18 protein-coding genes are annotated in these 21,638 nt (G+C 72.3%); 11 read left to right on the top strand and 7 right to left on the bottom strand.

Annotated features, from left to right (window positions below):
* Positions 1 to 107: 107 nt before the first annotated feature.
* From ACIPK3_RS04875 to lgt, 8 genes are all read left to right on the top strand, one after another.
* Positions 108 to 371, top strand: coding sequence for an HGxxPAAW family protein (locus tag ACIPK3_RS04875; RefSeq protein WP_402566587.1), 264 nt, complete (start codon positions 108 to 110; stop codon positions 369 to 371).
* Between the two features lie 82 nt (positions 372 to 453).
* Positions 454 to 906, top strand: a complete 453-nt coding sequence (locus ACIPK3_RS04880; RefSeq protein ID WP_402566588.1) for a DUF2752 domain-containing protein — start codon at positions 454 to 456, stop codon at positions 904 to 906.
* A 131-nt stretch (positions 907 to 1,037) separates the two neighbouring features.
* Positions 1,038 to 1,847, top strand: a complete 810-nt coding sequence (gene trpC, locus ACIPK3_RS04885) for an indole-3-glycerol phosphate synthase TrpC (protein ID WP_402566589.1) — start codon at positions 1,038 to 1,040, stop codon at positions 1,845 to 1,847.
* 22 nt (positions 1,848 to 1,869) lie between these two features.
* Entirely contained in the window at positions 1,870 to 2,064 is a 195-nt protein-coding gene (trpM, locus tag ACIPK3_RS04890) for a tryptophan biosynthesis modulator TrpM (RefSeq protein ID WP_402566590.1), read from the top strand.
* 56 nt (positions 2,065 to 2,120) lie between these two features.
* Complete coding sequence (trpB, locus tag ACIPK3_RS04895; RefSeq protein WP_402566591.1) at positions 2,121 to 3,404, top strand: tryptophan synthase subunit beta; 1,284 nt, start codon at positions 2,121 to 2,123, stop codon at positions 3,402 to 3,404.
* Complete coding sequence (trpA, locus tag ACIPK3_RS04900) at positions 3,401 to 4,219, top strand: tryptophan synthase subunit alpha (protein WP_402566592.1); 819 nt, start codon at positions 3,401 to 3,403, stop codon at positions 4,217 to 4,219. The genes trpB and trpA overlap by 4 nt, the downstream gene beginning before the upstream one ends.
* Before the next feature lie 94 nt (positions 4,220 to 4,313).
* Positions 4,314 to 5,093, top strand: coding sequence for a DsbA family protein (locus tag ACIPK3_RS04905; protein ID WP_402566593.1), 780 nt, complete (start codon positions 4,314 to 4,316; stop codon positions 5,091 to 5,093).
* 81 nt (positions 5,094 to 5,174) lie between these two features.
* The gene (lgt, locus tag ACIPK3_RS04910) at positions 5,175 to 6,269 is read left to right on the top strand and encodes a prolipoprotein diacylglyceryl transferase (RefSeq protein ID WP_402566594.1); all 1,095 of its coding nucleotides are present in this window, start codon (positions 5,175 to 5,177) and stop codon (positions 6,267 to 6,269) included.
* A gap of 97 nt (positions 6,270 to 6,366) precedes the next feature.
* On the opposite strand, the gene ACIPK3_RS04915 is transcribed toward lgt, so the two are convergent.
* From ACIPK3_RS04915 to ACIPK3_RS04945, 7 genes are read right to left on the bottom strand one after another with little or no spacing between them, the layout of a single operon-like run.
* On the bottom strand, positions 6,367 to 7,179 hold the full coding sequence (locus ACIPK3_RS04915) for an HpcH/HpaI aldolase/citrate lyase family protein (protein WP_402566595.1): 813 nt from the start codon (positions 7,177 to 7,179) through the stop codon (positions 6,367 to 6,369).
* Positions 7,176 to 8,384 (bottom strand): CaiB/BaiF CoA transferase family protein, encoded by a 1,209-nt coding sequence (locus ACIPK3_RS04920; protein WP_402566596.1) that lies wholly within the window; start codon positions 8,382 to 8,384, stop codon positions 7,176 to 7,178. Before ACIPK3_RS04920 ends, ACIPK3_RS04915 begins: the two co-directional genes overlap by 4 nt.
* Positions 8,381 to 9,274 (bottom strand): ribokinase, encoded by an 894-nt coding sequence (gene rbsK, locus ACIPK3_RS04925; protein WP_402566597.1) that lies wholly within the window; start codon positions 9,272 to 9,274, stop codon positions 8,381 to 8,383. The genes ACIPK3_RS04920 and rbsK overlap by 4 nt, the downstream gene beginning before the upstream one ends.
* Complete coding sequence (locus tag ACIPK3_RS04930; RefSeq protein ID WP_402566598.1) at positions 9,271 to 10,632, bottom strand: ADP-ribosylglycohydrolase family protein; 1,362 nt, start codon at positions 10,630 to 10,632, stop codon at positions 9,271 to 9,273. The genes rbsK and ACIPK3_RS04930 overlap by 4 nt, the downstream gene beginning before the upstream one ends.
* A complete protein-coding gene (locus tag ACIPK3_RS04935) occupies positions 10,620 to 11,795 on the bottom strand; it encodes an ADP-ribosylglycohydrolase family protein (protein WP_402566599.1) in 1,176 nt (391 codons plus the stop codon). The genes ACIPK3_RS04930 and ACIPK3_RS04935 overlap by 13 nt, the downstream gene beginning before the upstream one ends.
* An 8-nt stretch (positions 11,796 to 11,803) precedes the next feature.
* Positions 11,804 to 12,919, bottom strand: coding sequence for an ADP-ribosylglycohydrolase family protein (locus ACIPK3_RS04940; protein WP_402566600.1), 1,116 nt, complete (start codon positions 12,917 to 12,919; stop codon positions 11,804 to 11,806).
* Complete coding sequence (locus ACIPK3_RS04945; protein ID WP_402566601.1) at positions 12,916 to 14,097, bottom strand: ADP-ribosylglycohydrolase family protein; 1,182 nt, start codon at positions 14,095 to 14,097, stop codon at positions 12,916 to 12,918. The genes ACIPK3_RS04940 and ACIPK3_RS04945 overlap by 4 nt, the downstream gene beginning before the upstream one ends.
* A 226-nt stretch (positions 14,098 to 14,323) precedes the next feature.
* Between ACIPK3_RS04945 and ACIPK3_RS04950 the strand changes: the two genes are divergently transcribed.
* The 3 genes from ACIPK3_RS04950 (at position 14,324) to ACIPK3_RS04960 (ending at position 21,541) form a co-directional block, all read left to right on the top strand.
* Positions 14,324 to 15,055, top strand: a complete 732-nt coding sequence (locus tag ACIPK3_RS04950; protein WP_402566602.1) for a VIT1/CCC1 transporter family protein — start codon at positions 14,324 to 14,326, stop codon at positions 15,053 to 15,055.
* 437 nt (positions 15,056 to 15,492) lie between these two features.
* The gene (gene gltB, locus ACIPK3_RS04955) at positions 15,493 to 20,085 is read left to right on the top strand and encodes a glutamate synthase large subunit (RefSeq protein ID WP_402566603.1); all 4,593 of its coding nucleotides are present in this window, start codon (positions 15,493 to 15,495) and stop codon (positions 20,083 to 20,085) included.
* Positions 20,078 to 21,541: a glutamate synthase subunit beta gene (locus ACIPK3_RS04960; protein ID WP_402566604.1), complete on the top strand. Its 1,464-nt coding sequence runs from the start codon at positions 20,078 to 20,080 to the stop codon at positions 21,539 to 21,541. The genes gltB and ACIPK3_RS04960 overlap by 8 nt, the downstream gene beginning before the upstream one ends.
* Positions 21,542 to 21,638 lie beyond the last annotated feature (97 nt).

A 21,638-nucleotide genomic window follows, 5' to 3' on the forward strand; every position in this document is an offset into this window, starting at 1 on the left:
TCCGAATACGGAACAATGGACGGTGAGCTCTCGGCTCTCACGCGCCACATGCGGCGCACCAGGCAACATGCGGCACCACGCACGCACACAGCAATGAGGAGCAAGCAATGGCGGGCAGCAGCCACGGACACACCCCGGCCGCTTGGACCGGTGTCACCATCGCCTTCATCGGTTTCTGCGTCGCGGGCGCGTTCATGGTCATGGCCCAGCCGCTCGGCTTCTGGGCCGGCATGGCCATCGTGGTGCTCGGCGGTGTGGTCGGCATGATCATGCGCGCCATGGGCCTCGGAATGCCGAAGGACGCCCACGCGGTGCGCCAGCCGCAGCCCCGGGCCGCCGTGACCCCCGAGCCGGCCGGTGCCGAGGGCTGATCAGGACTTCACCGCGAAGGGGCGGCCCGGCACCGAGGGTGCGCGCCGCCCCTTCGCGCGCGTGCGGCCCGTGCACGGCACAATGCGAGACGTGAACCCCGACAGCCGGACCGGCCCGACCATCCAGCGCCCCCGGGCCTCCGCCCCGGCCGGGCCTGCCGTGCCCGCCGCGATCCTCGCGGTGGTCGCCGGGGCGTTCGCGTACGTCGGCGCCGTCGACCCCAACGAGCCCGGCCACTACCCGGTGTGCCCCCTGTTCCGCTTCGCCGGTCTCTACTGCCCCGGCTGCGGCGGGCTGCGCAGCGCGCACGCCTTCGTCCACGGCGACCTCGCGGCCGCGTTCCGGGACAACGCGATGGCCGTGCTCGGCTACCTGGGTTTCGCGGTGGTGTGGACCCTGTGGGTCCTCGCCGTGGTGCGCCGGCGCCCGCTCCGCCTCGTCCCCGGTCCGGCGTATCTGTGGGGTGCGGGCGCGCTGGTGGCGGTGTTCACCGTCGTACGGAACCTGCCGTTCGGCGGTTGGCTGCATCCCTGAGGGGACCGGCCGGCGCGGACGGAATGTCCAGCTTGTGGGACCACCGTCCACCGGATGCGAAGCCTGGGCCCTCCTCCGGATACCATCGCATTGACCATGGGTTTTCGATCGTTCGGAAGGGGGCCGCTCGCGTGAGTGTGCTCGACGAGATCATCGACGGAGTCCGTGCCGACCTTGCTGAGCGGCAGGCACGCGTCACCCTCGACGAGCTGAAGGAGCGCGCGGCGAAGGCGCCCGCAGCCAAGGACGGCGTGGCCGCGCTCAGCGGCGACAGCGTCAAGGTGATCTGCGAGGTCAAGCGCTCCAGCCCGTCCAAGGGCGCGCTGGCCGCGATCGCCGATCCGGCGGGGCTCGCGGCGGACTACGAGGCGGGCGGCGCCGCCGTCATCTCGGTCCTGACCGAGCAGCGCCGCTTCGGCGGCTCGCTCGCGGACCTGGAGGCGGTCCGCGCCCGCGTGGACATCCCGGTCCTGCGCAAGGACTTCATCGTCACGTCGTACCAGCTGTGGGAGGCGCGCGCGTACGGCGCCGACCTCGCGCTGCTGATCGTGGCGGCCCTCGACCAGTCCGCCCTGGAGTCACTGATCGAGCGTGCCGTCTCCATCGGCCTCACCCCCCTCGTGGAGGTGCACGACGAGGAGGAGGTCGAGCGTGCGGTGGACGCCGGTGCCAAGGTGATCGGTGTCAACGCCCGCAACCTCAAGACGCTCGAGGTCGACCGGGGCACCTTCGAGCGGATCGCGCCGGAGATCCCCGACAGCATCGTCAAGATCGCCGAGTCAGGCGTCCGGGGCCCGCACGACCTGATCGCCTACGCCAACGCGGGTGCCGACGCCGTCCTGGTCGGCGAGTCGCTGGTCACCGGGCGCGACCCGAAGACGGCGGTCGCCGACCTGGTCGCCGCGGGCGAACACCCCGCGCTGCGGCACGGCCGGGGCTGACACACCGGTAGGGTTGACGCCGATGACGACTCCGATCACCACGACCGCCCCGGACCGGTACGCCCGCCTCGCGCGCGGCTGCCGCCCCCGGGGCTGCCGCGCGCCCGCACGCCGGGTGCACGGCCGCAGGGTGCGGTACGTCATCGGGGACGAACCGGGGCAGGTGAACGGCCGGCGATGGCAGCGCGCCCCTTGGGGGCGCGGGGCGACCGACTGACCCTTCCCGCCCCCACGGCGATCAGTGCATTCCACAGCTCACCGTGAGGTTTCCGCATGCCCAGCGAGTTCTTCATTCCCGACCCCGAGGGTCAAGTCCCCAACGTCGAAGGCTACTTCGGCCCGTACGGCGGCAAGTTCATCCCGGAGGCCCTCGTCGCCGCCGTGGACGAGGTCGCCGTCGAGTACGACAAGGCGAAGGCCGACCCCGAGTTCGCCCGCGAACTCGACGACCTGCTCGTCCACTACACCGGCCGCCCCAGCTCCCTCACCGAGGTGCCGAGGTTCGCCGAACACGCCGGTGGCGCCCGGGTGTTCCTCAAGCGCGAGGACCTCAACCACACCGGCTCCCACAAGATCAACAACGTGCTCGGCCAGGCCCTGCTCACCAAGCGGATGGGCAAGACCCGCGTCATCGCCGAGACCGGCGCGGGCCAGCACGGCGTCGCCACCGCCACCGCGTGCGCCCTGTTCGGCCTCGACTGCACCATCTACATGGGCGAGGTCGACACCCAGCGACAGGCCCTCAACGTGGCCCGCATGCGCATGCTCGGTGCCGAGGTCGTCGCCGTGAAGTCCGGCAGCCGCACCCTGAAGGACGCCATCAACGAGGCGTTCCGGGACTGGGTCGCCAACGTCGACCGCACCCACTACCTCTTCGGCACCGTCGCCGGACCGCACCCCTTCCCGGCCATGGTCCGCGACTTCCACCGGGTGATCGGGGTGGAGGCCCGCCGTCAGATCCTGGAGCGCGCCGGACGGCTGCCCGACGCCGCCATCGCCTGTGTCGGCGGCGGCTCCAACGCGATCGGCCTCTTCCACGCCTTCATCCCGGACACCTCCGTGCGCCTCATCGGCTGCGAACCCGCCGGGCACGGTGTCGAGACCGGCGAGCACGCGGCAACCCTGACCGCGGGCGAGCCCGGCATCCTGCACGGCTCCCGGTCCTACGTCCTCCAGGACGAGGAGGGCCAGATCACCGAGCCGTACTCGATCTCGGCCGGCCTCGACTACCCGGGCATCGGACCCGAGCACTCCTACCTCAAGGACAGCGGCCGCGGCGAGTACCGCGCGGTCACCGACGACGCCGCGATGCAGGCCCTGCGTCTGCTGTCGCGCACCGAGGGCATCATCCCGGCCATCGAGAGCGCCCACGCCCTCGCCGGTGCCCTGGAGGTCGGCAGGGAGCTGGGCAGGGACGGGCTGATCGTGGTCAACCTGTCCGGCCGTGGCGACAAGGACATGGACACGGCCGCCCGCTACTTCGGCCTGTACGACACCGACGCCGAGGTGGCCTCCGACGCCGCCGACACTGCCGAGATCGAGGGAGACGCCAAGTGAGCGGGAACATTCAGCTGCTCGGCGACACCCTCGCCGCAGCCAGGGCCGAGGGACGGTCCGCGCTCATCGCCTACCTCCCGGCCGGATTCCCGACCGTGGACGGCGGCATCGAGGCGGTGAAGGCCGCCTTCGACGGCGGCGCCGACATCGTCGAGGTGGGACTGCCGCACAGCGACCCCGTCCTCGACGGCCCGGTCATCCAGACCGCCGACGACATCGCCCTGCGCGGTGGGGTGAAGATCGCGGACGTCCTGCGCACGGTCCGCGAGGCGCACGCGGCGACCGGCAAGCCGGTGCTCGTCATGACGTACTGGAACCCCATCGACCGCTACGGCGTCGAGCGGTTCACCGCCGAACTCGCCGACGCGGGCGGTGCGGGCTGCATCCTGCCCGACCTGCCCGTGCAGGAGTCGGCGCTGTGGCGCGAGCACGCCACGAAGCACGGGCTCGCCACGGTCTTCGTGGTCGCGCCCAGCAGCAGGGACGCCCGGCTCGCCGAGATCACGGCGGCGGGCAGCGGCTTCGTCTACGCGGCCTCGCTGATGGGCGTCACCGGCACCCGTGCGTCGGTCGGCGCCCAGGCGGCCGACCTGGTGCGGCGCACCCGGGCCACCGGCAGCGGGCTGCCCGTCTGCGTCGGCCTCGGGGTCTCCGACCGGACCCAGGCCGCCGAGGTCGCCGGGTTCGCCGACGGCGTGATCGTCGGCTCGGCCTTCGTGAAGCGGATGCTGGACGCCCCGGACCAGGCGGCCGGTGTCGCCGCGGTCCGCGAACTCGCCGGCGACCTGGCGAAGGGCGTGCGCGGCCAGGCGTAACGCGGGCCAGGCGTAACAGGAGATTTCGGTCACTCGAACGGGTGGACCTGGGACCGGGGAGGCGCGCTGCGCCTCCCCGGTTCGTTCTGGGGGTGTGAGCGAGAAGAACCGTGACGCGAAGCGCACCGCCCGGGAGCGGATTGCGGCCGAGCGTGAGAAGCAGAAGGCCGCGGAGAAGCGACGCCGCACGTTGATCGTGGGCGGCAGCGTCGTCTGCGTCCTCGCACTGGCGGCGGTGATCGGAGTGATCGCCGCGAACGCGGGCAAGGACAAGGGCAGCGGCAAGAGCGCGGGCCCGGTGGTGGCGCCCTCAGGCGCGCAGGGCAAGGACAGCCTGGCGATCCCGGTCGGCAAGGACGACGCCGGAACCACGATCACGGTGTGGGAGGACTTCCGCTGCCCGGCCTGCAAGTCCTTCGAGACGGTGTACCGCCCGGCGATCCACGAACTGACCGACACCGGTAAGGCCAGAGTGGAATACCACCTGGTCAGACTCATCGACGGCAACCTCCACGGCACCGGCTCGCTGCGCGCGGCCAACGCGGCGGCCTGCGCCCAGGACGCCGGCAAGTTCCGCGAGTACCACGACGTCCTCTTCGAGAACCAGCCCTCGGAGACCGACGACGCCTACGGCGACAACGCCAGGCTGATCGAGCTCGCGGGCAAGGTCGACGGTCTCGACACGCCCGCATTCCGCGCCTGTGTGAACGACGGCAAGCACGACAACTGGGTGAACAAGTCCCAGGCAGCCTTCGCGGCCGGGAAATTCAGCGGCACGCCGACCGTCCTGGTGAACGGCAAGAACATCTACCAGGACCAGTCCATGACCCCGGACAAGCTGAAGCAGCTGGTGGAGTCGGGCGGTCGGGGGTAGTCATTCTCACGCCCCCGTTATGGACCCGTAGCCGGGCCGCATGCCGCGTGTCCGGCCCGGCACGGTAGCGTCGACCCTGCCATGGAACTTGCCTACATTCCCAGCCCGTCGCGCGGGGTCCTGCACCTCGGCCCGATTCCGCTGCGCGGCTACGCGTTCTGCATCATCATCGGCGTCTTCGTAGCCGTCTGGCTCGGCAACAAGCGCTGGATCGCCCGCGGCGGCCGGGCCGGCACGGTGGCCGACATCGCCGTGTGGGCCGTGCCCTTCGGCCTCGTCGGCGGCCGGCTCTACCACGTGATCACGGACTACGAGCTGTACTTCAGCGCGGGCCGCGACTGGGTGGACGCCTTCAAGGTGTGGGAGGGCGGCCTCGGCATCTGGGGCGCCATCGCGTTCGGAGCGGTCGGCGCCTGGATCGGCTGCCGGCGCCGGGGCATCCCGCTGCCCGCCTACGCCGACGCGATCGCCCCCGGCATCGCCTTCGCCCAGGCCATCGGCCGCTGGGGCAACTGGTTCAACCAGGAGCTGTACGGCCGCGAGACGCACCTTCCATGGGCGCTGCACATCACGTCCTCCGAGGGCGGCCGGGTGCCGGGCTACTACCACCCGACCTTCCTCTACGAGTCGCTGTGGTGCGTCGGCGTCGGCGTCCTGGTGATCTGGGCCGACCGGCGCTTCAAGCTGGGCCACGGCCGGGCCTTCGCCCTGTACGTCGCCGCGTACTGCGTGGGCCGCGGCTGGATCGAGTACATGCGCGTCGACGACGCCCACCACATCCTGGGCCTCCGCCTCAACGACTGGACCGCGATCATCGTGTTCCTGCTCGCGGTGGCCTACATCGTGCTGTCGTCCAGGAAGCGGCCCGGACGGGAGACGGTCGTGGAGCCGGGCGCGGCCGACGAACTCGGCGAGCCCGTCGAGGGGTCCGCCGACGGAGCCGACAGCGCCGACGGCAAGGACGTCGAGGACGTCGAGGACAAGGACTCCGAGGGCCGGAACTCCGAGGGCCGGAACTCCGAAGGCCGGAAGTCCGAGGGCAAGGCATCCGGCGGGGCCGGATCCGAGGGCGCGCCCGAATCCGGGGCCGAAGCCGCGGACGCGTCCGGGCCGACGGACGAGGCGAAGTCCGCCGACGAGGCCGAGTCGGCGTCGTCCGCGACCAAGAAGGGCTGATCCCGGCCCCAGGCCGCCCCATCACGACAACATCGAGGGCGCCCGGAACGAGCAGTCGTTCCGGGCGCCCTCGCCGTATGCGCAGGGACCCCGGGTTTCAGGTCCGGTGGGCCAGGGCCAGCGTGCGCTGGGCCGCCGCCACCACCGCAGCGTCGACGAACCGGCCGTCCGGCAGCGCCAGCGCGCCCTGCTCCTCCGTCGCGGCCTTGACGATCGTCTCCGCCTCCTCGATCTCCTGGTCCGTCGGGAGATACGCCCGCTCGATCACCGGAAGCTGCCGGGGATGGATGGCGGCCCGTCCGAGAAATCCGAGGTCACGCCCGTGGGCGCAGGACGCGGCCAGCCCTTCCAGGTCCCGGATGTCGGGGTGCACGGACTGCGGCGGCGGGGCGAGCCCGGCCGCCCGCGCGGCCACCACCACCCGGGAACGGCACCAGTCCAGGCCCGCGTCGTCGCGTACCCCCAGATCGGCCCGGAGATCCGCCTCGCCCAGCGAGACACCCCGCAGCGACGGGTGGGCCGACGCGATCGCGTGGGCGCGCTCGATGGCCAGGGCCGATTCCAGGAGGGCGTAGAGGGCGAGACCGGTCTCCTCCGCCACCCGGACGACCTCCCCGGCGGACGTCACCTTCGGCAGGCGAAGCCCGGACACCCCGGGCAGCGCCGCCACCGCCCGCAGGTCGTCCGCCGCCCACGGCCCGTCCAGGGCGTTGACCCGGACGTGGATCCGGGCCGCGTGGGGTTCGGACAGCAGCTCGGCGGTGGCCGTACGGCCGTATGCCTTCCGGTCGGGGGCGACCGCGTCCTCCAGGTCGATCACCACCACGTCCGCGCCGCAGGCCAGCGCCTTGGCCACCACGTGCGGGCGGTCGCCGGGGACGTAGAGCCAGGTGAGCGGGAACGGGATCACAGGACGCCCTCCGCGCGCAGGGAGCCGATTTCCGCCGGGGTCAGGCCCAGCTCGGTCAGCACCTCCTCCGTGTCCGCGCCGTGCGGGCGGCCCGCCCAGCGGATCGCGCCGGGCGTGGCGGAGAGCCGGAACAGCACGTTCTGCATGCGCAGCGTGCCCAGCTCCGGATCGTCCACGGCCGTGATGGTGCCGAGCGCCTGGTACTGCGGGTCGGTCATCACGTCCCGTACGTCCTGGACCGGTGCGACGGCCGCCTCCGCCTTCTCGAAGGCCGCGAGGACGTTGTCCCGGGTGTGGGCGGCGATCCAGCCGCCCACCGCCCGGTCCAGGACCTCGGTGTGCTCCGCCCGGCCGGCGCCGGTCGCGAACCACGGCTCCTCGATCAGCTCCGGACGGCCGACCAGGTGCATCACCCGCTCGGCCACCGACTGCGCGGACGTGGAGACGGCGACCCAGGCGCCGTCCGCCGTGCGATAGGTGTTGCGCGGGGCGTTGTTCGTGGAGCGGTTGCCGGTGCGCGGCTGCACATGGCCCAACTGGTCGTACCAGATGGGCTGCGGCCCGAGCACGGTCAGGATCGGCTCGATGATCGCCATGTCCACGACCTGCCCTTCGCCGGTGCGCTCCCGGGCGGCCAGCGCCGTCATCACCGCATACGCGGTGGCGAGGCCCGCGATGGAGTCGGCGAGGCCGAAGGGTGGGAGGGTCGGGGGCGCGTCGGGCTCGCCGGTGATAGCGGCGAAACCGCTCATCGCCTCCGCCAGGGTCCCGAACCCGGGGCGGTGCGAGTAGGGGCCGAACTGGCCGAAGGCGGTGACCCGGGCGAGGACCAGCCGTGGGTTGGCGGCGGACAGCTCCGGCCAGCCCAGGTCCCACTTCTCCAGGGTGCCGGGGCGGAAGTTCTCGACGACGACATCGGCGGCCGCGGCCAGCCGCAGCAGGGTGGCACGGCCGCCGGGCCTTGACAGGTCGAGAGTGATGGCGCGCTTGTTGCGGCCGAGCAGCTTCCACCACAGCCCGACTCCCTCCTTGGCGGGCCCGTGGCCACGGGAGGGGTCGGGCTTGGCCGGGTGCTCGACCTTGATCACCTCGGCGCCGAAGTCACCGAGCAGGGTGGCGGCGAGGGGACCGGCGAACAGGGTGGCCAGGTCGAGGACGCGAAGGCCGTCCAGGGGCGGTGGCGGGGTCGGTGTCGTCGTGTTCATGCGCCGTACTGCGCTTCGATCTCCGGGCGGTAGGGCATCGCCGCCGACGCGCCCTCCCGCTGCACCGAGACGGCGGCCGCCGCGGCGGCCCAGGTCAGCGCCTCCCGGATGGGCCGCTCCTCGCCGAGGGCGACGGCGAGGGCGCCGACGAAGGTGTCGCCCGCGCCCGTCGAGTCCACCGCCGCCACCCGGGGCGCGGGGATCAGGAGCGGTTCGACATCACGGGCCAGATAGAGGCAGCCGGTCGCGCCGAGGGTGATCACCACCTCCGGCACCAGGTCGAGCAGGGCGGCCCCGGCCTCGCGCGGCTCCGGGCGGCCGGTGAGGGCCGCCGCCTCGATCTCGTTGGGGACCAGCAGGTCGGTGGCGGCGAGCAGCGCGGGCGGAAGCGGCTGCACGGGCGCGGGGGTGAGAATCGTCCGGACTCCGTGCCGGCGGGCCGCCTCGGCGCCCGCGAGCACCGCCCGCAACGGGATCTCCAGTTGCAGGAGCAGCGCGTCGGCGGAGGCGATCACCCCCTCGTCGCCGGGGGAGAGATGGTCCACGGTGCCGTTCGCACCCGGGATCACCACGATCGAGTTGCCGCCCTCGGCGTCCACCACGATGTGCGCGGTGCCGGACCGGCCCTCCATGGTGCGCAGGTCGTCGGTGTCCACGCCGGAGTGCTCCAGCGTCTCGCGCAGCCGGGTGCCGAAGGCGTCGTTGCCCACGGCGCCGATCATCGAGACGGTGGCGCCGGAACGGGCCGCGGCGATCGCCTGGTTGGCGCCCTTGCCGCCGGGAGTGGTGCGGAACTCGCGTCCGGTGACGGTCTCCCCGGCCTGCGGGGCCTTCTCGACGTACACGACGAGGTCCATGTTCAAGCTGCCGAGCACGGCGATATGGGTCATGGGCGGGTCGCCTCCAGGTGGGTGAGATGGGCGAGGGTGTCGAAACCGGTGCCGTCGAAACCGGCGACGGAGGTGGCGAGCCGGTTCTTCAGCGGGCGCGTCCAGCGGTCGGGGAGTGCGGCGGGGGAGCCGGCCAGGAGCCCGGCGACACTGCCCGCCGTCGCGCCGTTCGAGTCGGTGTCCCAGCCGCCGGAGACCGCGCGGCAGACCGAGCCGGTGAAGTCGCCGTCCGCGTGGGTGAGGGCGGCGGCGATCAGCGCGGTGTTGGGGACGGCGTGCACCCAGTGATGGGCGGAGTGCGTGTCGTGCAGTTCGTCCACGACGGTGTCGAAGTCCGCGTGACGCGCGGCGAGTCGTACGGCGTGGTCGACGGCCGCGGCCAGCCGGGACTCCTCCGGCACCACCGCGCGGCCGGCCCGCAGACAGGCGTGGACGTCGTGGGTGCCGGTGGCCGCGGCGGCGATGGCGGCCGCGGTGAACATCGCCGCGTAGACGCCGTTGGCGGTGTGGCTGAGGGTGGCGTCGCGGTGCGCCTGCTCGGCGGCGGCCGCCGGGTCACCCGGGTTCGTCCAGCCGTGCACGTCGGCGCGGATCAGCGCGCCGATCCACTCGCGGAAGGGGTTGCGGTGGCGGGCGGTGTGCGGGGGCTCGATGCCGGTGAGGAGGTTGCGGTAGGCGATCCGCTCGGCGGTGAAGGTGCGGCCCGCCGGGAGTTCGTCGAGCCAGAGCCGGGCCACGTCGGCGGTGCTGAAGGCCCGGCCGTGCCGGCGGAGCAGAAGCAGGTTGAGGAGCGGGTAGTTGAGGTCGTCGTCCTCGGGCATGCCGTCGATGTTCTCAAGCAGCGAGGTAGCGGCCGAGCGGCGGTTCCAGGGGTGGATGTCGAGGAGTTCGGCGGGGACGCCCTTCGCGGTGAACCAGGTGTTCAGGGGCCAGTTGCCGGTGGCCCTGGCGAGTGCGCGGATGCCGTCGAGGGGGAGTTTCTCCACCGGTTTGCCGAGCAGACAGCCCACGGCCCGGCCGAGCCAGGCGGCCTCCAGGGCGAGCGGGGGAGTGGGGGTGCGTACGGGGGCGGGTGCGGGCCAGGCCGGGCAGAGTGCCTTGATCCGGGCCAGTTCCGTCGGCTCCTCGTCCGCCAGTCTGCTCGGCAGATCGGCGAGTTCGTCGAGCAGATCCTCGGCCAGCAGCCGCAGATACCGGGACCCCCGCGTCTGGGAGGCCCCGGCCCGGGCAGGGGCCTCGGCGCCGCCCGCCGCCCGCCAGCGCGTCGCGATCGCCGAGGGCTCGCGGCCGTCCTGACGCGCCTGGCGCAGTTCGTGGCCGAGCAGGTCCTCCGGCTGGACCCACGTCAGTCGGAGCATTCCGGGCCCCCGAGCTCGGTGAACGCCCGCTCGTGCGCCCGCCGCCGCCGTACGTCCCGGGCGAAGACCTCGCGGGCCACCTCGGTGAGCGCCCGCGCCGGTTCCCACAGGTCCAGGCGGCTGGCCTCGGCGACCCGCTTCGACCAGTCGTCGGGGACCGGCGAGCCGAGGGCCCCGGCCAGGGCACCGGCCATCGTGGCGGTCGAGTCGCAGTCACGGCCGTAGTTGACCGAGCCGAGCACGGCCTGCCGGTAGTCGCCGCCGGAGACGACCAGCATGCCGAGCGCGACCGGGAGTTCCTCGATCGAGTGGAGACGGGACGGGCGGCGGGCGGCGAGGGAGGGCGAGCGGTAGTCGGGGCCGACCGTGTCGTACGGGGCCACCGCCTGCCGCAGCGGCACCAGTGCCGACTCGAAGTCACGCTGCCCGGCCGCGACTTCGCAGACCCGCTCGATCGCCTCCCGTGTGCCGTCCTTCGCGAGCCGCAGACAGGCCGACACCACCGATTCCGGCGTCGCCCCCGGCGCGCACGCCGCCGCGACCGCGGCGGCGAAGACCCCGGCCGCCTCCCGGCCGTACGACGACTGGTGGGCGCCCGCGATGTCGAGCGCCTCGGTGTAGGCGGCCACCGGGTCGGCCGCGTTGACCAGGCCGACGGGGGCCATGTACATCGCCGCACCGCAGTTGACGATGTTGCCGGTGCCGGCCTCCCGAGGGTCCACGTGACCGTACGCCAGCCGCGCCACCAGCCACTTCTCCGCGAGGAAGACCCGCTGGAGCGGGAGTGCCTCGGCCTCCAGCTCCGGAATCCAGCGCGGGTTTGTCATCAGGTCCGGGACCAGGTGGTCGGCGACCGCGTAGGCGTCGAGGTGGTCGCGGACCTTCGCGTACACCCGGACCAGCGCGTGCGTCATCAGGGTGTCGTCGGTGACGTGTCCATCGCCCTTGTGGTACGGGGCGATGGGGCGGGCGGTGCGCCAGTCGTCGCCGTGCCAGGGACCGACGACGCCGGTGACGCGGCCGCCGTGGCGTTCGAGGATCTGGTCGGGGGAGTAGCCCTCGACGGGACCGCCGAGGGCGTCGCCGACCGCGGCCCCGACGAGGGCGCCGGTGATGCGTTCGTCCAGCCCAGCACCGCTGTTTTCTTGTCCTTTGGGCGTCATGCCCCGAATCATCCTCCTGGTACGGCCGGTTGCGCGGCTTCCAGGAGTCCGGCGAGTTCCACCAGGTCGGTGCCGGTCAGACGGGGGAGCGTGCAGCCGGGGAGGGTGCGGCAGGCGTCCCGCCAGGCGGCCGGGATCGACTCGCCGCCGCCCAGGGCGCCGGTCAGCGCGCCGACGAGGGCGGGGGCCGAGTCGGCGACCCGGGAGAGGCAGGCCGCGGCGGGCACGGCCTCGGCGATCCTGCCGCCCGCCGCCACGGCCAGGGCGAGGGCCACCGGGACCGTCTCGGCGGCGGCGATGCCGTAGCTGTAGACATGGTCGACGATCTGGTGTTCGAGCAGCGGGATGAGGGCGAAGGCGGTCTCCGTGTCCCGGGCGAGCGCCAGTGCCTGCCGGGCGTTGCGGCCGATCTCGGTCTCCCCGGGCAGCTCCCCGAGCGCGGCCGTCACACAGGTCTCGGCGTCCGCCCCGGCGAGGGCCAGCGCGAGCGCCGCCGCCATCGCCCGCGCGCCGTGCACCCCGTCGCCGTCCTGGGTGTAGCGGGCGTCGAACTCGGCCAGGTCGGCCGCGCGCCCGGGGTCACCGGGATGCGCCACGGCCAGGACGCAGGCGCGGACACAGGCCGCGTCGTCGAAGAAGTGCGGGTTGTCGTGACCGGTCGCGGGCGGCCGCAGGCCGGCGGCAAGGTTGCCGAGGCCCGCGCGCACCGAGATGCGAGCGCGCAAGGGCAGTACCGCCGACTCCACCTCGGGGGCACGGTCGGCCGCCGCGGCCACCTCGGAGGCGACGGCGCTCCAGGTGAGGTCGATGGCGGCCCGGGTCCGGCGCTCCCGGCTCAGGTCGCCGAGCACGCTGTCGTCCCCGGCCCGCAGCACCGCCTCCGCCGCGAACACCGCCCACTCGGCGTCGTCGGAGGGGCCGAGCCGCAGCGGCTCGGGCGGCTGGTTCAGCGCGATGGGCACGGGGAGGGTGGTGGTCGCGTTCTGCTCCGCGAACGTGTCCAGCTCCCGGGTCAGCCGTCGCGTCCACTCCGGCATCCGCGCGGCCCGGTGTCGGGCGGCGGGCCATCCGGCGGCGTCGCCCGCGGCCAGGCCCAGCAGGAGGCCCTCGATGCGGCGGCTCATGGGAGGACCTCGCTGACGACGTCGGCACCGGGGTTCGGCAGGACTTCGCTGACGCCGTTCGCGCCGGCCACCAGGGTGGTCCGGCCCGGCCGGAGCGTCGTGTGCCGTGGGGCGGCGCCGAGTTCCCTGACCACCCCGGGGAGGTAGTCGGGGACGACCACGTCGGCGCCCCACTTGCCGCCCTCGCCCGGCACCAGCAGTTCGGCGACGTCGAGCACGTGGTGGCCGGCCATGGCGGGCAGGCAGGTGCCGCGGGCGGGGCCGATCGCGGCGGCCCAGTCGGGCGGGACGGCGCGGACACCCTGGGTCGCGCCGGCCAGGGCGCCCGCGACCGCGGCCGTGGTGTCGGCGTCGCGGCCCATGTTCACCGCCGTGAGGACGGCCTCCCGGAAGTCGCCGTCGGCCGCCGCGTACGCGCCGAAGGCCAGCGCCACCGCCTCCGGCGCGAGGTCGGTCCAGGGGTAGCCGCCGATGACCACGGCGGAACGGACGGCACGTTCGCCGCGGTGGGCCACCGTCACCGCCCGGCGCAGCGAGCGGGCCGTCCACGAGTCGTCGGGGACGACCGCGAGGGCGGCGGCGACGACCGCGCTGGGCGGGGCTCCCGCCATCGCCGCCGCGACTCCGGCCGCCACCGCCTGGCCGCCGTAGATGCCCTCGCCGTCGTGACTCACCGAGCCGTCGATCGCCACCAGCCGGGCCGCCTCGGCGGGCCGTCCCGCCGCGAACACCCCGAAGGGGGCCGCCCGCATCGCGAGGCCGTCGCTCCAGGCGTGCCGGTGCTGGGCCGAGATCGGCGCGGCCAGGCCCCGCCGCAGATTCTCCAGGGTGCCGCGTTCGCTGAAGCCCGCCCCGCGGAAGGGCCCCTCCGCGCGGTCGGCGATCCACTGGTGCCAGGCCGACTCGACATGGGCCGGTGTGAGCGCCGAGCCGTGCCGGGCGAGCAGCAGCCCGGAGAAGATCGCGTACTCGGTGTCGTCGGTGCCGGACGGCTTCTCGGCGACGTACCCGGTGATCCGGCCCCAGCGGGCGCGGATCTCGGACGGGCGCAGATTCTCCGCCGGGGCGCCGAGCGCGTCCCCGACGGCGAGGCCGAGCAGTGCGCCGCGTGCTCGTTCGCGGAGCCCGGCGGCGTCACCCGGCGCCGGGACCGGCGGAATGCAGGCGATCGATGCCATGCGGAATGTGTGCCACCCGAGCGGTTCACCTGAGCCTCCTGACGCACAGCGTCACCCGGTCGACATATGTGCAAGATCACACTCGGATGAGCATCGCCGGGTAAAACCGCAGGTTAGCTCAGCCTTTCCTTGCTGGCGGGCGGGAAGATCAAGGCGTAGATTCGTTGTTGTCGAAAAGTAGAACGAGTCCAAAACTTAGCTTTGCCTCAGCTCACCGGGGGACATCATGGCCATCATCGATCTGGACGCGCCGCTGCACGAGGCGCACCGGGACAACCACACGCACCGCGACGTGAACGGCGGCTGGCTGCGCCCCGCCGTCTTCGGTGCCATGGACGGACTGGTCTCCAACCTCGCCCTGCTCACCGGTGTCGCGGGCGGCTCGGTCGGCCACCAGACCATTGTGATCACCGGCCTCGCCGGTCTCGCCGCCGGGGCCTTCTCCATGGCGGCCGGCGAGTACACCTCCGTCGCCTCCCAGCGTGAGCTGGTCGAGGCGGAGCTCGACATCGAGCGGCGTGAGCTGCGTAAACACCCGGAGGACGAGGAGAAGGAGCTCGCCGCCCTCTACGCGGCCCGTGGAGTCGAGCCGGACCTGGCCCGCGAGGTGGCCCGGCAGCTGTCCAAGGATCCCGAGCAGGCCCTGGAGATACACGCCCGCGAGGAACTGGGCATCGACCCCGGCGACCTGCCCTCACCCCTCGTCGCGGCCGTGTCCTCGTTCGGCTCCTTCGCGCTGGGCGCCGTGCTGCCCGTACTGCCGTACCTGCTGGGCGCGACCGCGCTCTGGCCCGCGCTGCTGCTCGCGCTGGTCGGGCTGTTCGGATGCGGTGCCGTGGTGGCCAAGGTGACGGCCCGCAGCTGGTGGTTCAGCGGGCTCCGGCAGCTCGCGCTCGGCGGTGCGGCGGCCGGTGTGACCTATGCCCTGGGCGGCTTGATCGGGACAGCCGTAGGATAGGCAGGCCGGCGCTTATGCGATGGGCCGCATAAGTACCCGTTACTCGTGGGTTTCGAATGACTGACCACGGGGCATGAGCCGTAAGCGCTGTAGGCAATGACGCCCGCCGCGCGCACCTGCGGGGTGGGCGACGACGCTCCCCCCGCTCTTCGGGCCGACGACACCGATCCGACCGATCCTGTCCGTCCGGCTCCCCCATGACCTCGCCGCCTTCGCGCGGCACCCCGCCGTACCCCCTGGCGTCCGCATGGTGGAACACGAGTATCCGGTTTCCGGGATTCAGCTCATCATGTAACCTGCACGAAATTTTGATCTCCACTGATCTCAACAGATCGCCGTGGATCTCACAGATCTTCGCGATCTCGCAGATCTCCGCAGAGGGCCAACGTCGTCCCTCGGCACTCGCCACCTGCCACATGACGACGACGGGAGAGCCGATGCGTACGCCGCGCCAGCCGTCCCAGCATTCCGCGAATGGCCAGAACTGGTCCTTCATGGATGCTCGCCCTGCTGCACAGGGTATGTACGACCCCCGCAACGAGCGCGACGCCTGTGGCGTCGGCTTCGTGGCCACCCTCACCGGTGAGGCGAGCCACGCGCTGGTCGAACAGGCGCTCACGGTTCTGCGGAACCTGGAGCACCGCGGCGCCACCGGCTCCGAGCCCGACTCGGGCGACGGCGCGGGCATCCTCGCCCAGGTCCCCGACGCCTTCTTCCGCGAGGTGGCCGGATTCGAGCTCCCCGACGCCGGCTCGTACGCGGTCGGCATCGCCTTCCTGCCGGAGCAGGGCACCGACGACGCCGTCTCACAGATCGAGACGATCGCCGGCGAAGAGGGCCTCACCGTCCTCGGCTGGCGCGAGGTCCCGGTCGCCCCCGTGCTGCTCGGCGCCACCGCCCGCTCGACCATGCCGGCCTTCCGGCAGATCTTCGTCACCGACGGCGCCAGCGAGGGCATCGCGCTGGACCGCAAGGCGTTCGTGCTGCGCAAGCGCGCCGAGCGCGAGGCCGGCGTCTACTTCCCCTCGCTCTCCGCCCGCACGATCGTCTACAAGGGCATGCTGACCACCGGCCAGCTGGAGCCCTTCTTCCCGGACCTGTCCGACCGCCGCTTCACGTCCGCGATCGCGCTCGTCCACTCGCGCTTCTCCACCAACACCTTCCCGTCGTGGCCGCTCGCGCACCCCTACCGCTTCGTCGCGCACAACGGTGAGATCAACACCGTCAAGGGCAACCGCAACTGGATGCGCGCCCGCGAGTCCCAGCTGGGCGGCGACCTGTTCGGGGGCGGCGCCCTGGACCGGGTCTTCCCGGTGTGCACGCCGGACGCCTCGGACTCCGCGTCCTTCGACGAGGTCCTCGAACTCCTGCACCTCGGCGGCCGCTCGCTGCCGCACTCCGTGCTGATGATGATCCCGGAGGCGTGGGAGAACCACGACTCCATGGACCCGGCCCGGCGCGCCTTCTACCAGTACCACTCCACGATGATGGAGCCCTGGGACGGCCCGGCCTGTGTCACCTTCACCGACGGCACCCAGGTCGGCGCCGTGCTCGACCGCAACGGCCTGCGCCCCGGCCGCTACTGGGTCACCGACGAGGGCCTCGTCGTCCTCGGCTCCGAGGTCGGCGTCCTCGACATCGACCCCGCCAAGGTGGTCCGCAAGGGCCGCCTCCAGCCCGGCCGCATGTTCCTCGTCGACACCGCCGAGCACCGCATCATCGAGGACGACGAGATCAAGGCGTCCCTGGCCGCCGAGCAGCCCTACGGCGAGTGGCTGGAGACCGGCGAGATCGAGCTCTGCGACCTGCCCGAGCGCGAGCACATCGTCCACACCCACGCCTCGGTCACCCGCCGCCAGCAGACCTTCGGCTACACCGAGGAGGAGCTGCGCATCATCCTGGCGCCCATGGCCAAGGCCGGCGCCGAGCCGATCGGCTCGATGGGCACGGACTCCCCGATCGCCGCCCTCTCCGAGCGCCCGCGGCTGCTCTTCGACTACTTCACCCAGCTGTTCGCGCAGGTCACCAACCCGCCGCTGGACGCCATCCGCGAGGAACTGGTCACCTCGCTGCGCTCCTCGCTCGGCCCGGAGGGCAACCTGCTGGACCCGAACGCGGCGTCCTGTCGCAGCGTGACCCTGCCCTTCCCGGTCATCGACAACGACGAGCTCGCCAAGCTCATCCACATCAACGCCGACGGCGACATGCCCGGCTTCAAGGCCGCGACCCTCTCCGGCCTCTACCGGGTGAGCGGCGGCGGTGACACCCTCGCCGCGCGCATCGCCGAGATCTGCGGTGAGGCCGACGCCGCCATAGAGAACGGCGCCCGGCTGATCGTCCTGTCCGACCGGCACTCGGACGCCGAGCACGCGCCGATCCCGTCGCTGCTGCTCACCGCGGCCGTCCACCACCACCTCATCCGCACCAAGCAGCGCACCCAGGTGGGCCTGCTGGTCGAGGCCGGAGACGTCCGCGAGGTCCACCACGTCGCCCTGCTCATCGGCTTCGGCGCCGCCGCCGTCAACCCGTACCTGGCCATGGAGTCCGTGGAGGACCTGGTCCGCGCGGGCACCTTCCTGTCGGGCCTGGAGCCCGAGCAGGCCATCCGCAACCTGATCTACGCGCTCGGCAAGGGCGTCCTCAAGGTCATGTCCAAGATGGGCATCTCCACCGTCGCCTCCTACCGCGGCGCCCAGGTCTTCGAGGCCGTCGGTCTCGACCAGGCGTTCGTCGACACGTACTTCAACGGCACCGCCACCAAGATCGGCGGCGTCGGCATCGACGTCGTCGCCAAGGAGGTCGCCGCCCGGCACGCCAAGGCCTACCCCGCCTCCGGCATCGCCCCCGCGCACCGCGCGCTCGACATCGGCGGCGAGTACCAGTGGCGCCGCGAGGGCGAGCCGCACCTGTTCGACCCCGAGACGGTCTTCCGCCTCCAGCACTCCACGCGCACCGGCAGCTACGACATCTTCAAGAAGTACACGGACCGCGTGAACGAGCAGTCCGAGCGGCTGATGACGCTGCGCGGCATGTTCGGCTTCAAGTCCGACCGGCAGCCGATCTCCATCGACGAGGTGGAGCCGGCCAGTGAGATCGTCAAGCGTTTCTCGACGGGCGCCATGTCGTACGGCTCCATCTCCAAGGAGGCGCACGAGACCCTCGCCATCGCCATGAACCAGCTGGGCGGCAAGTCCAACACCGGTGAGGGCGGCGAGGACCCGGAGCGCCTGTACGACCCGGCGCGCCGCTCCAGCATCAAGCAGGTCGCCTCCGGCCGCTTCGGCGTGACCTCCGAGTACCTGGTCAACGCGGACGACATCCAGATCAAGATGGCGCAGGGCGCCAAGCCCGGCGAGGGCGGTCAGCTGCCCGGCCACAAGGTCTACCCGTGGGTTGCCAAGACCCGGCACTCGACCCCCGGCGTCGGCCTGATCTCCCCGCCGCCGCACCACGACATCTACTCGATCGAAGACCTCGCCCAGCTGATCCACGACCTGAAGAACGCCAACCCGAAGGCGCGGATCCACGTCAAGCTGGTCTCCGAGGTCGGCGTCGGCACGGTCGCGGCCGGTGTGTCCAAGGCGCACGCGGACGTGGTGCTGATCTCCGGCCACGACGGCGGCACCGGCGCCTCCCCGCTCACCAGCCTCAAGCACGCGGGCGGCCCCTGGGAGCTCGGCCTCGCCGAGACCCAGCAGACCCTGTTGCTCAACGGCCTGCGCGACCGCATCGTGGTGCAGACCGACGGCCAGCTCAAGACCGGCCGCGACGTCGTCATCGCCGCGCTGCTCGGCGCCGAGGAGTTCGGCTTCGCGACCGCCCCGCTGGTGGTCTCCGGCTGCATCATGATGCGCGTCTGCCACCTGGACACCTGCCCGGTCGGCGTCGCCACCCAGAACCCGGTGCTGCGCGAGCGCTTCACCGGCCAGGCCGAGCACGTGGTGAACTTCTTCCGGTTCATCGCCGAAGAGGTCCGCGAGCTCCTCGCCGAGCTGGGCTTCCGCTCCATCGAGGAGGCCGTGGGCCACGCCGAGACACTCGACGTCACCCGGGCCGTCAACCACTGGAAGGCCCAGGGCCTGGACCTGGAGCCGCTGCTCCACGTGCCCGATCTGCCCGAGGGCGCGGTGCGCCACCAGGTCGTCGAGCAGGACCACGGCCTCGCCAAGGCACTGGACAACGAGCTGATCAAGCTTGCCTCCGACGCCCTGTCCGCCACCGGCGCGGCCGACGCCCATCCGGTGCGTGCCCAGGTGCAGATCCGCAACATCAACCGCACGGTCGGCACCATGCTCGGCCATGAGGTGACGAAGAAGTTCGGCGGCGCGGGCCTGCCCGACGACACCATCGACATCACCTTCACCGGCTCCGCGGGCCAGTCCTTCGGCGCCTTCCTGCCGCGCGGAGTCACGCTGCGCCTGGAGGGCGACGCCAACGACTACGTCGGCAAGGGCCTCTCCGGCGGCCGCGTGGTCGTCCGTCCGGACCGGGCCGCCGACCACCTCGCCGAGTTCTCCACCATCGCGGGCAACACCATCGCCTACGGCGCGACCGGCGGCGAGCTGTTCCTGCGCGGCCGCACCGGCGAGCGGTTCTGCGTCCGCAACTCCGGCGCGCTGGTCGTCTCCGAGGGCGTGGGCGACCACGGCTGCGAGTACATGACCGGCGGTCACGCGGTGGTCCTCGGCGAGACGGGCCGCAACTTCGCGGCCGGCATGTCCGGCGGCATCGCGTACGTCATCGACCTCGACCGCGACAACGTCAACATCGGCAACGCCGACGCCGTGGAGCCGCTGGACGAGACCGACAGGCAGTGGCTGCACGACGTGGTCCGCCGTCACCAGGAGGAGACCGCCTCGACGGTCGCCGAGAAGCTCCTGGCCGACTGGGACACCGCGGCCGCCCGGTTCAGCAAGATCATCCCCAGCACCTACAAGGCAGTGCTCGCCGCCAAGGACGCCGCCGAGCGAGCCGGTCTCTCCGAGACCGAGACCCAGGAGAAGATGATGGAGGCGGCGACCAATGGCTGACCCGAAGGGCTTCCTCAACCACGGCCGTGAGCTCGCCACGTCGCGTCCCGTCCCCGAGCGGGTCAAGGACTGGAACGAGGTCTACGTCCCCGGATCCCTGCTGCCGATCATCAGCAAGCAGGCCAGCCGGTGCATGGACTGCGGCATCCCGTTCTGCCACAACGGCTGTCCGCTCGGGAACCTGATCCCCGAGTGGAACGACTACGCCTACCGCGAGGACTGGGCGGCCGCCTCCGACCGCCTGCACGCGACCAACAACTTCCCGGAGTTCACCGGTCGCCTCTGCCCGGCTCCCTGCGAGTCGGCGTGCGTGCTCGGCATCAACCAGTCGCCGGTCACCATCAAGAACGTCGAGGTCTCGATCATCGACAAGGCGTGGGAGACCGGTGACGTCGCCCCGCAGTCGCCCGAGCGCCTCTCCGGCAAGACGGTCGCCGTCATCGGCTCCGGCCCGGCCGGTCTGGCCGCCGCCCAGCAGCTCACCCGGGCGGGCCACACGGTCGCCGTGTACGAGCGCGCCGACCGCGTCGGCGGTCTGCTGCGCTACGGCATCCCCGAGTTCAAGATGGAGAAGCGGCACATCAACCGCCGTATCGAGCAGATGCGCGCGGAGGGCACCCGGTTCCGCACCGGCATCGAGATCGGCCGCGACCTCAAGGCCACCGACCTGAAGAAGCGGTACGACGCGGTCGTCATCGCCGCCGGCGCCACCACCGCCCGCGACCTGCCGGTCCCCGGCCGTGAACTCACGGGCGTCCACCAGGCGATGGAGTACCTGCCGCTCGCCAACAAGGTCCAGGAGGGCGACTACGTCACCACCCCGATCTCGGCCGAGGGCAAGCACGTGGTCGTGATCGGCGGCGGTGACACCGGCGCCGACTGCGTGGGCACCGCCCACCGCCAGGGCGCGGCCTCCGTGACCCAGCTGGAGATCATGCCCCGCCCGAACGACGAGCGGAACCCGGTCGCCCAGCCCTGGCCGACCTTCCCGATGCTCTACAAGGTGACGAGCGCCCACGAGGAGGGTGGCGAGCGGGTCTACTCCGTCTCGACCAGTCACTTCGAGGGCGACGAGGACGGCAACGTCCAGTGGCTGCACCTCGTCGAGGTCGAGTTCGTCGACGGCAAGCTCACCCAGAAGCCGGGCACCGAGCGCAAGATCCCCGCGCAGCTGGTCACCCTCGCCATGGGCTTCACCGGCACCGATCGGGAGAACGGCCTGGTCGAGCAGTTCGGCCTGGAGCTGGACGAGCGCGGCAACGTCGCCCGCGACGCGGACTTCCAGACCAACGTGCCCGGTGTGTTCGTCGCCGGTGACGCGGGCCGCGGCCAGTCCCTCATCGTGTGGGCAATCGCGGAGGGCCGCTCGGCCGCCCGCGGCGTCGACCGGTTCCTGGCCGGCGCCAGCGAACTGCCGGCCCCGATCCGCCCGACGGACCGCTCGCTGATGGTCTGACGGCCCCTCAAGAACGTCCCGCACAAAGGCGTGCGGAACACAGATGGCGCCTGCCCGCAGTCCCCGACCGGACTGGGCAGGCGCCATCGCCCTTTGT

This window comes from Streptomyces sp. NPDC086787, from assembly GCF_044745865.1.
Classification (GTDB): Bacteria; Actinomycetota; Actinomycetes; order Streptomycetales; family Streptomycetaceae; genus Streptomyces.

Bases quoted from the DNA above. Each gene is read 5' to 3' on its own strand.
- ACIPK3_RS04940 (WP_402566600.1), bottom strand. From the start codon at position 12,919: ATGAGCCGCCGCATCGAGGGCCTCCTGCTGGGCCTGGCCGCGGGCGAC.
- ACIPK3_RS04960 (WP_402566604.1), top strand. From the start codon at position 20,078: ATGGCTGACCCGAAGGGCTTCCTCAACCACGGCCGTGAGCTCGCCACG.
- ACIPK3_RS04875 (WP_402566587.1), top strand. From the start codon at position 108: ATGGCGGGCAGCAGCCACGGACACACCCCGGCCGCTTGGACCGGTGTC.
- ACIPK3_RS04950 (WP_402566602.1), top strand. From the start codon at position 14,324: ATGGCCATCATCGATCTGGACGCGCCGCTGCACGAGGCGCACCGGGAC.
- trpM (WP_402566590.1), top strand. From the start codon at position 1,870: ATGACGACTCCGATCACCACGACCGCCCCGGACCGGTACGCCCGCCTC.
- lgt (WP_402566594.1), top strand. From the start codon at position 5,175: ATGGAACTTGCCTACATTCCCAGCCCGTCGCGCGGGGTCCTGCACCTC.
- ACIPK3_RS04880 (WP_402566588.1), top strand. From the start codon at position 454: ATGCGAGACGTGAACCCCGACAGCCGGACCGGCCCGACCATCCAGCGC.
- gltB (WP_402566603.1), top strand. From the start codon at position 15,493: ATGCGTACGCCGCGCCAGCCGTCCCAGCATTCCGCGAATGGCCAGAAC.
- rbsK (WP_402566597.1), bottom strand. From the start codon at position 9,274: ATGACCCATATCGCCGTGCTCGGCAGCTTGAACATGGACCTCGTCGTG.
- trpB (WP_402566591.1), top strand. From the start codon at position 2,121: ATGCCCAGCGAGTTCTTCATTCCCGACCCCGAGGGTCAAGTCCCCAAC.
- ACIPK3_RS04920 (WP_402566596.1), bottom strand. From the start codon at position 8,384: ATGAACACGACGACACCGACCCCGCCACCGCCCCTGGACGGCCTTCGC.
- ACIPK3_RS04945 (WP_402566601.1), bottom strand. From the start codon at position 14,097: ATGGCATCGATCGCCTGCATTCCGCCGGTCCCGGCGCCGGGTGACGCC.
- ACIPK3_RS04935 (WP_402566599.1), bottom strand. From the start codon at position 11,795: ATGACGCCCAAAGGACAAGAAAACAGCGGTGCTGGGCTGGACGAACGC.
- ACIPK3_RS04930 (WP_402566598.1), bottom strand. From the start codon at position 10,632: ATGCTCCGACTGACGTGGGTCCAGCCGGAGGACCTGCTCGGCCACGAA.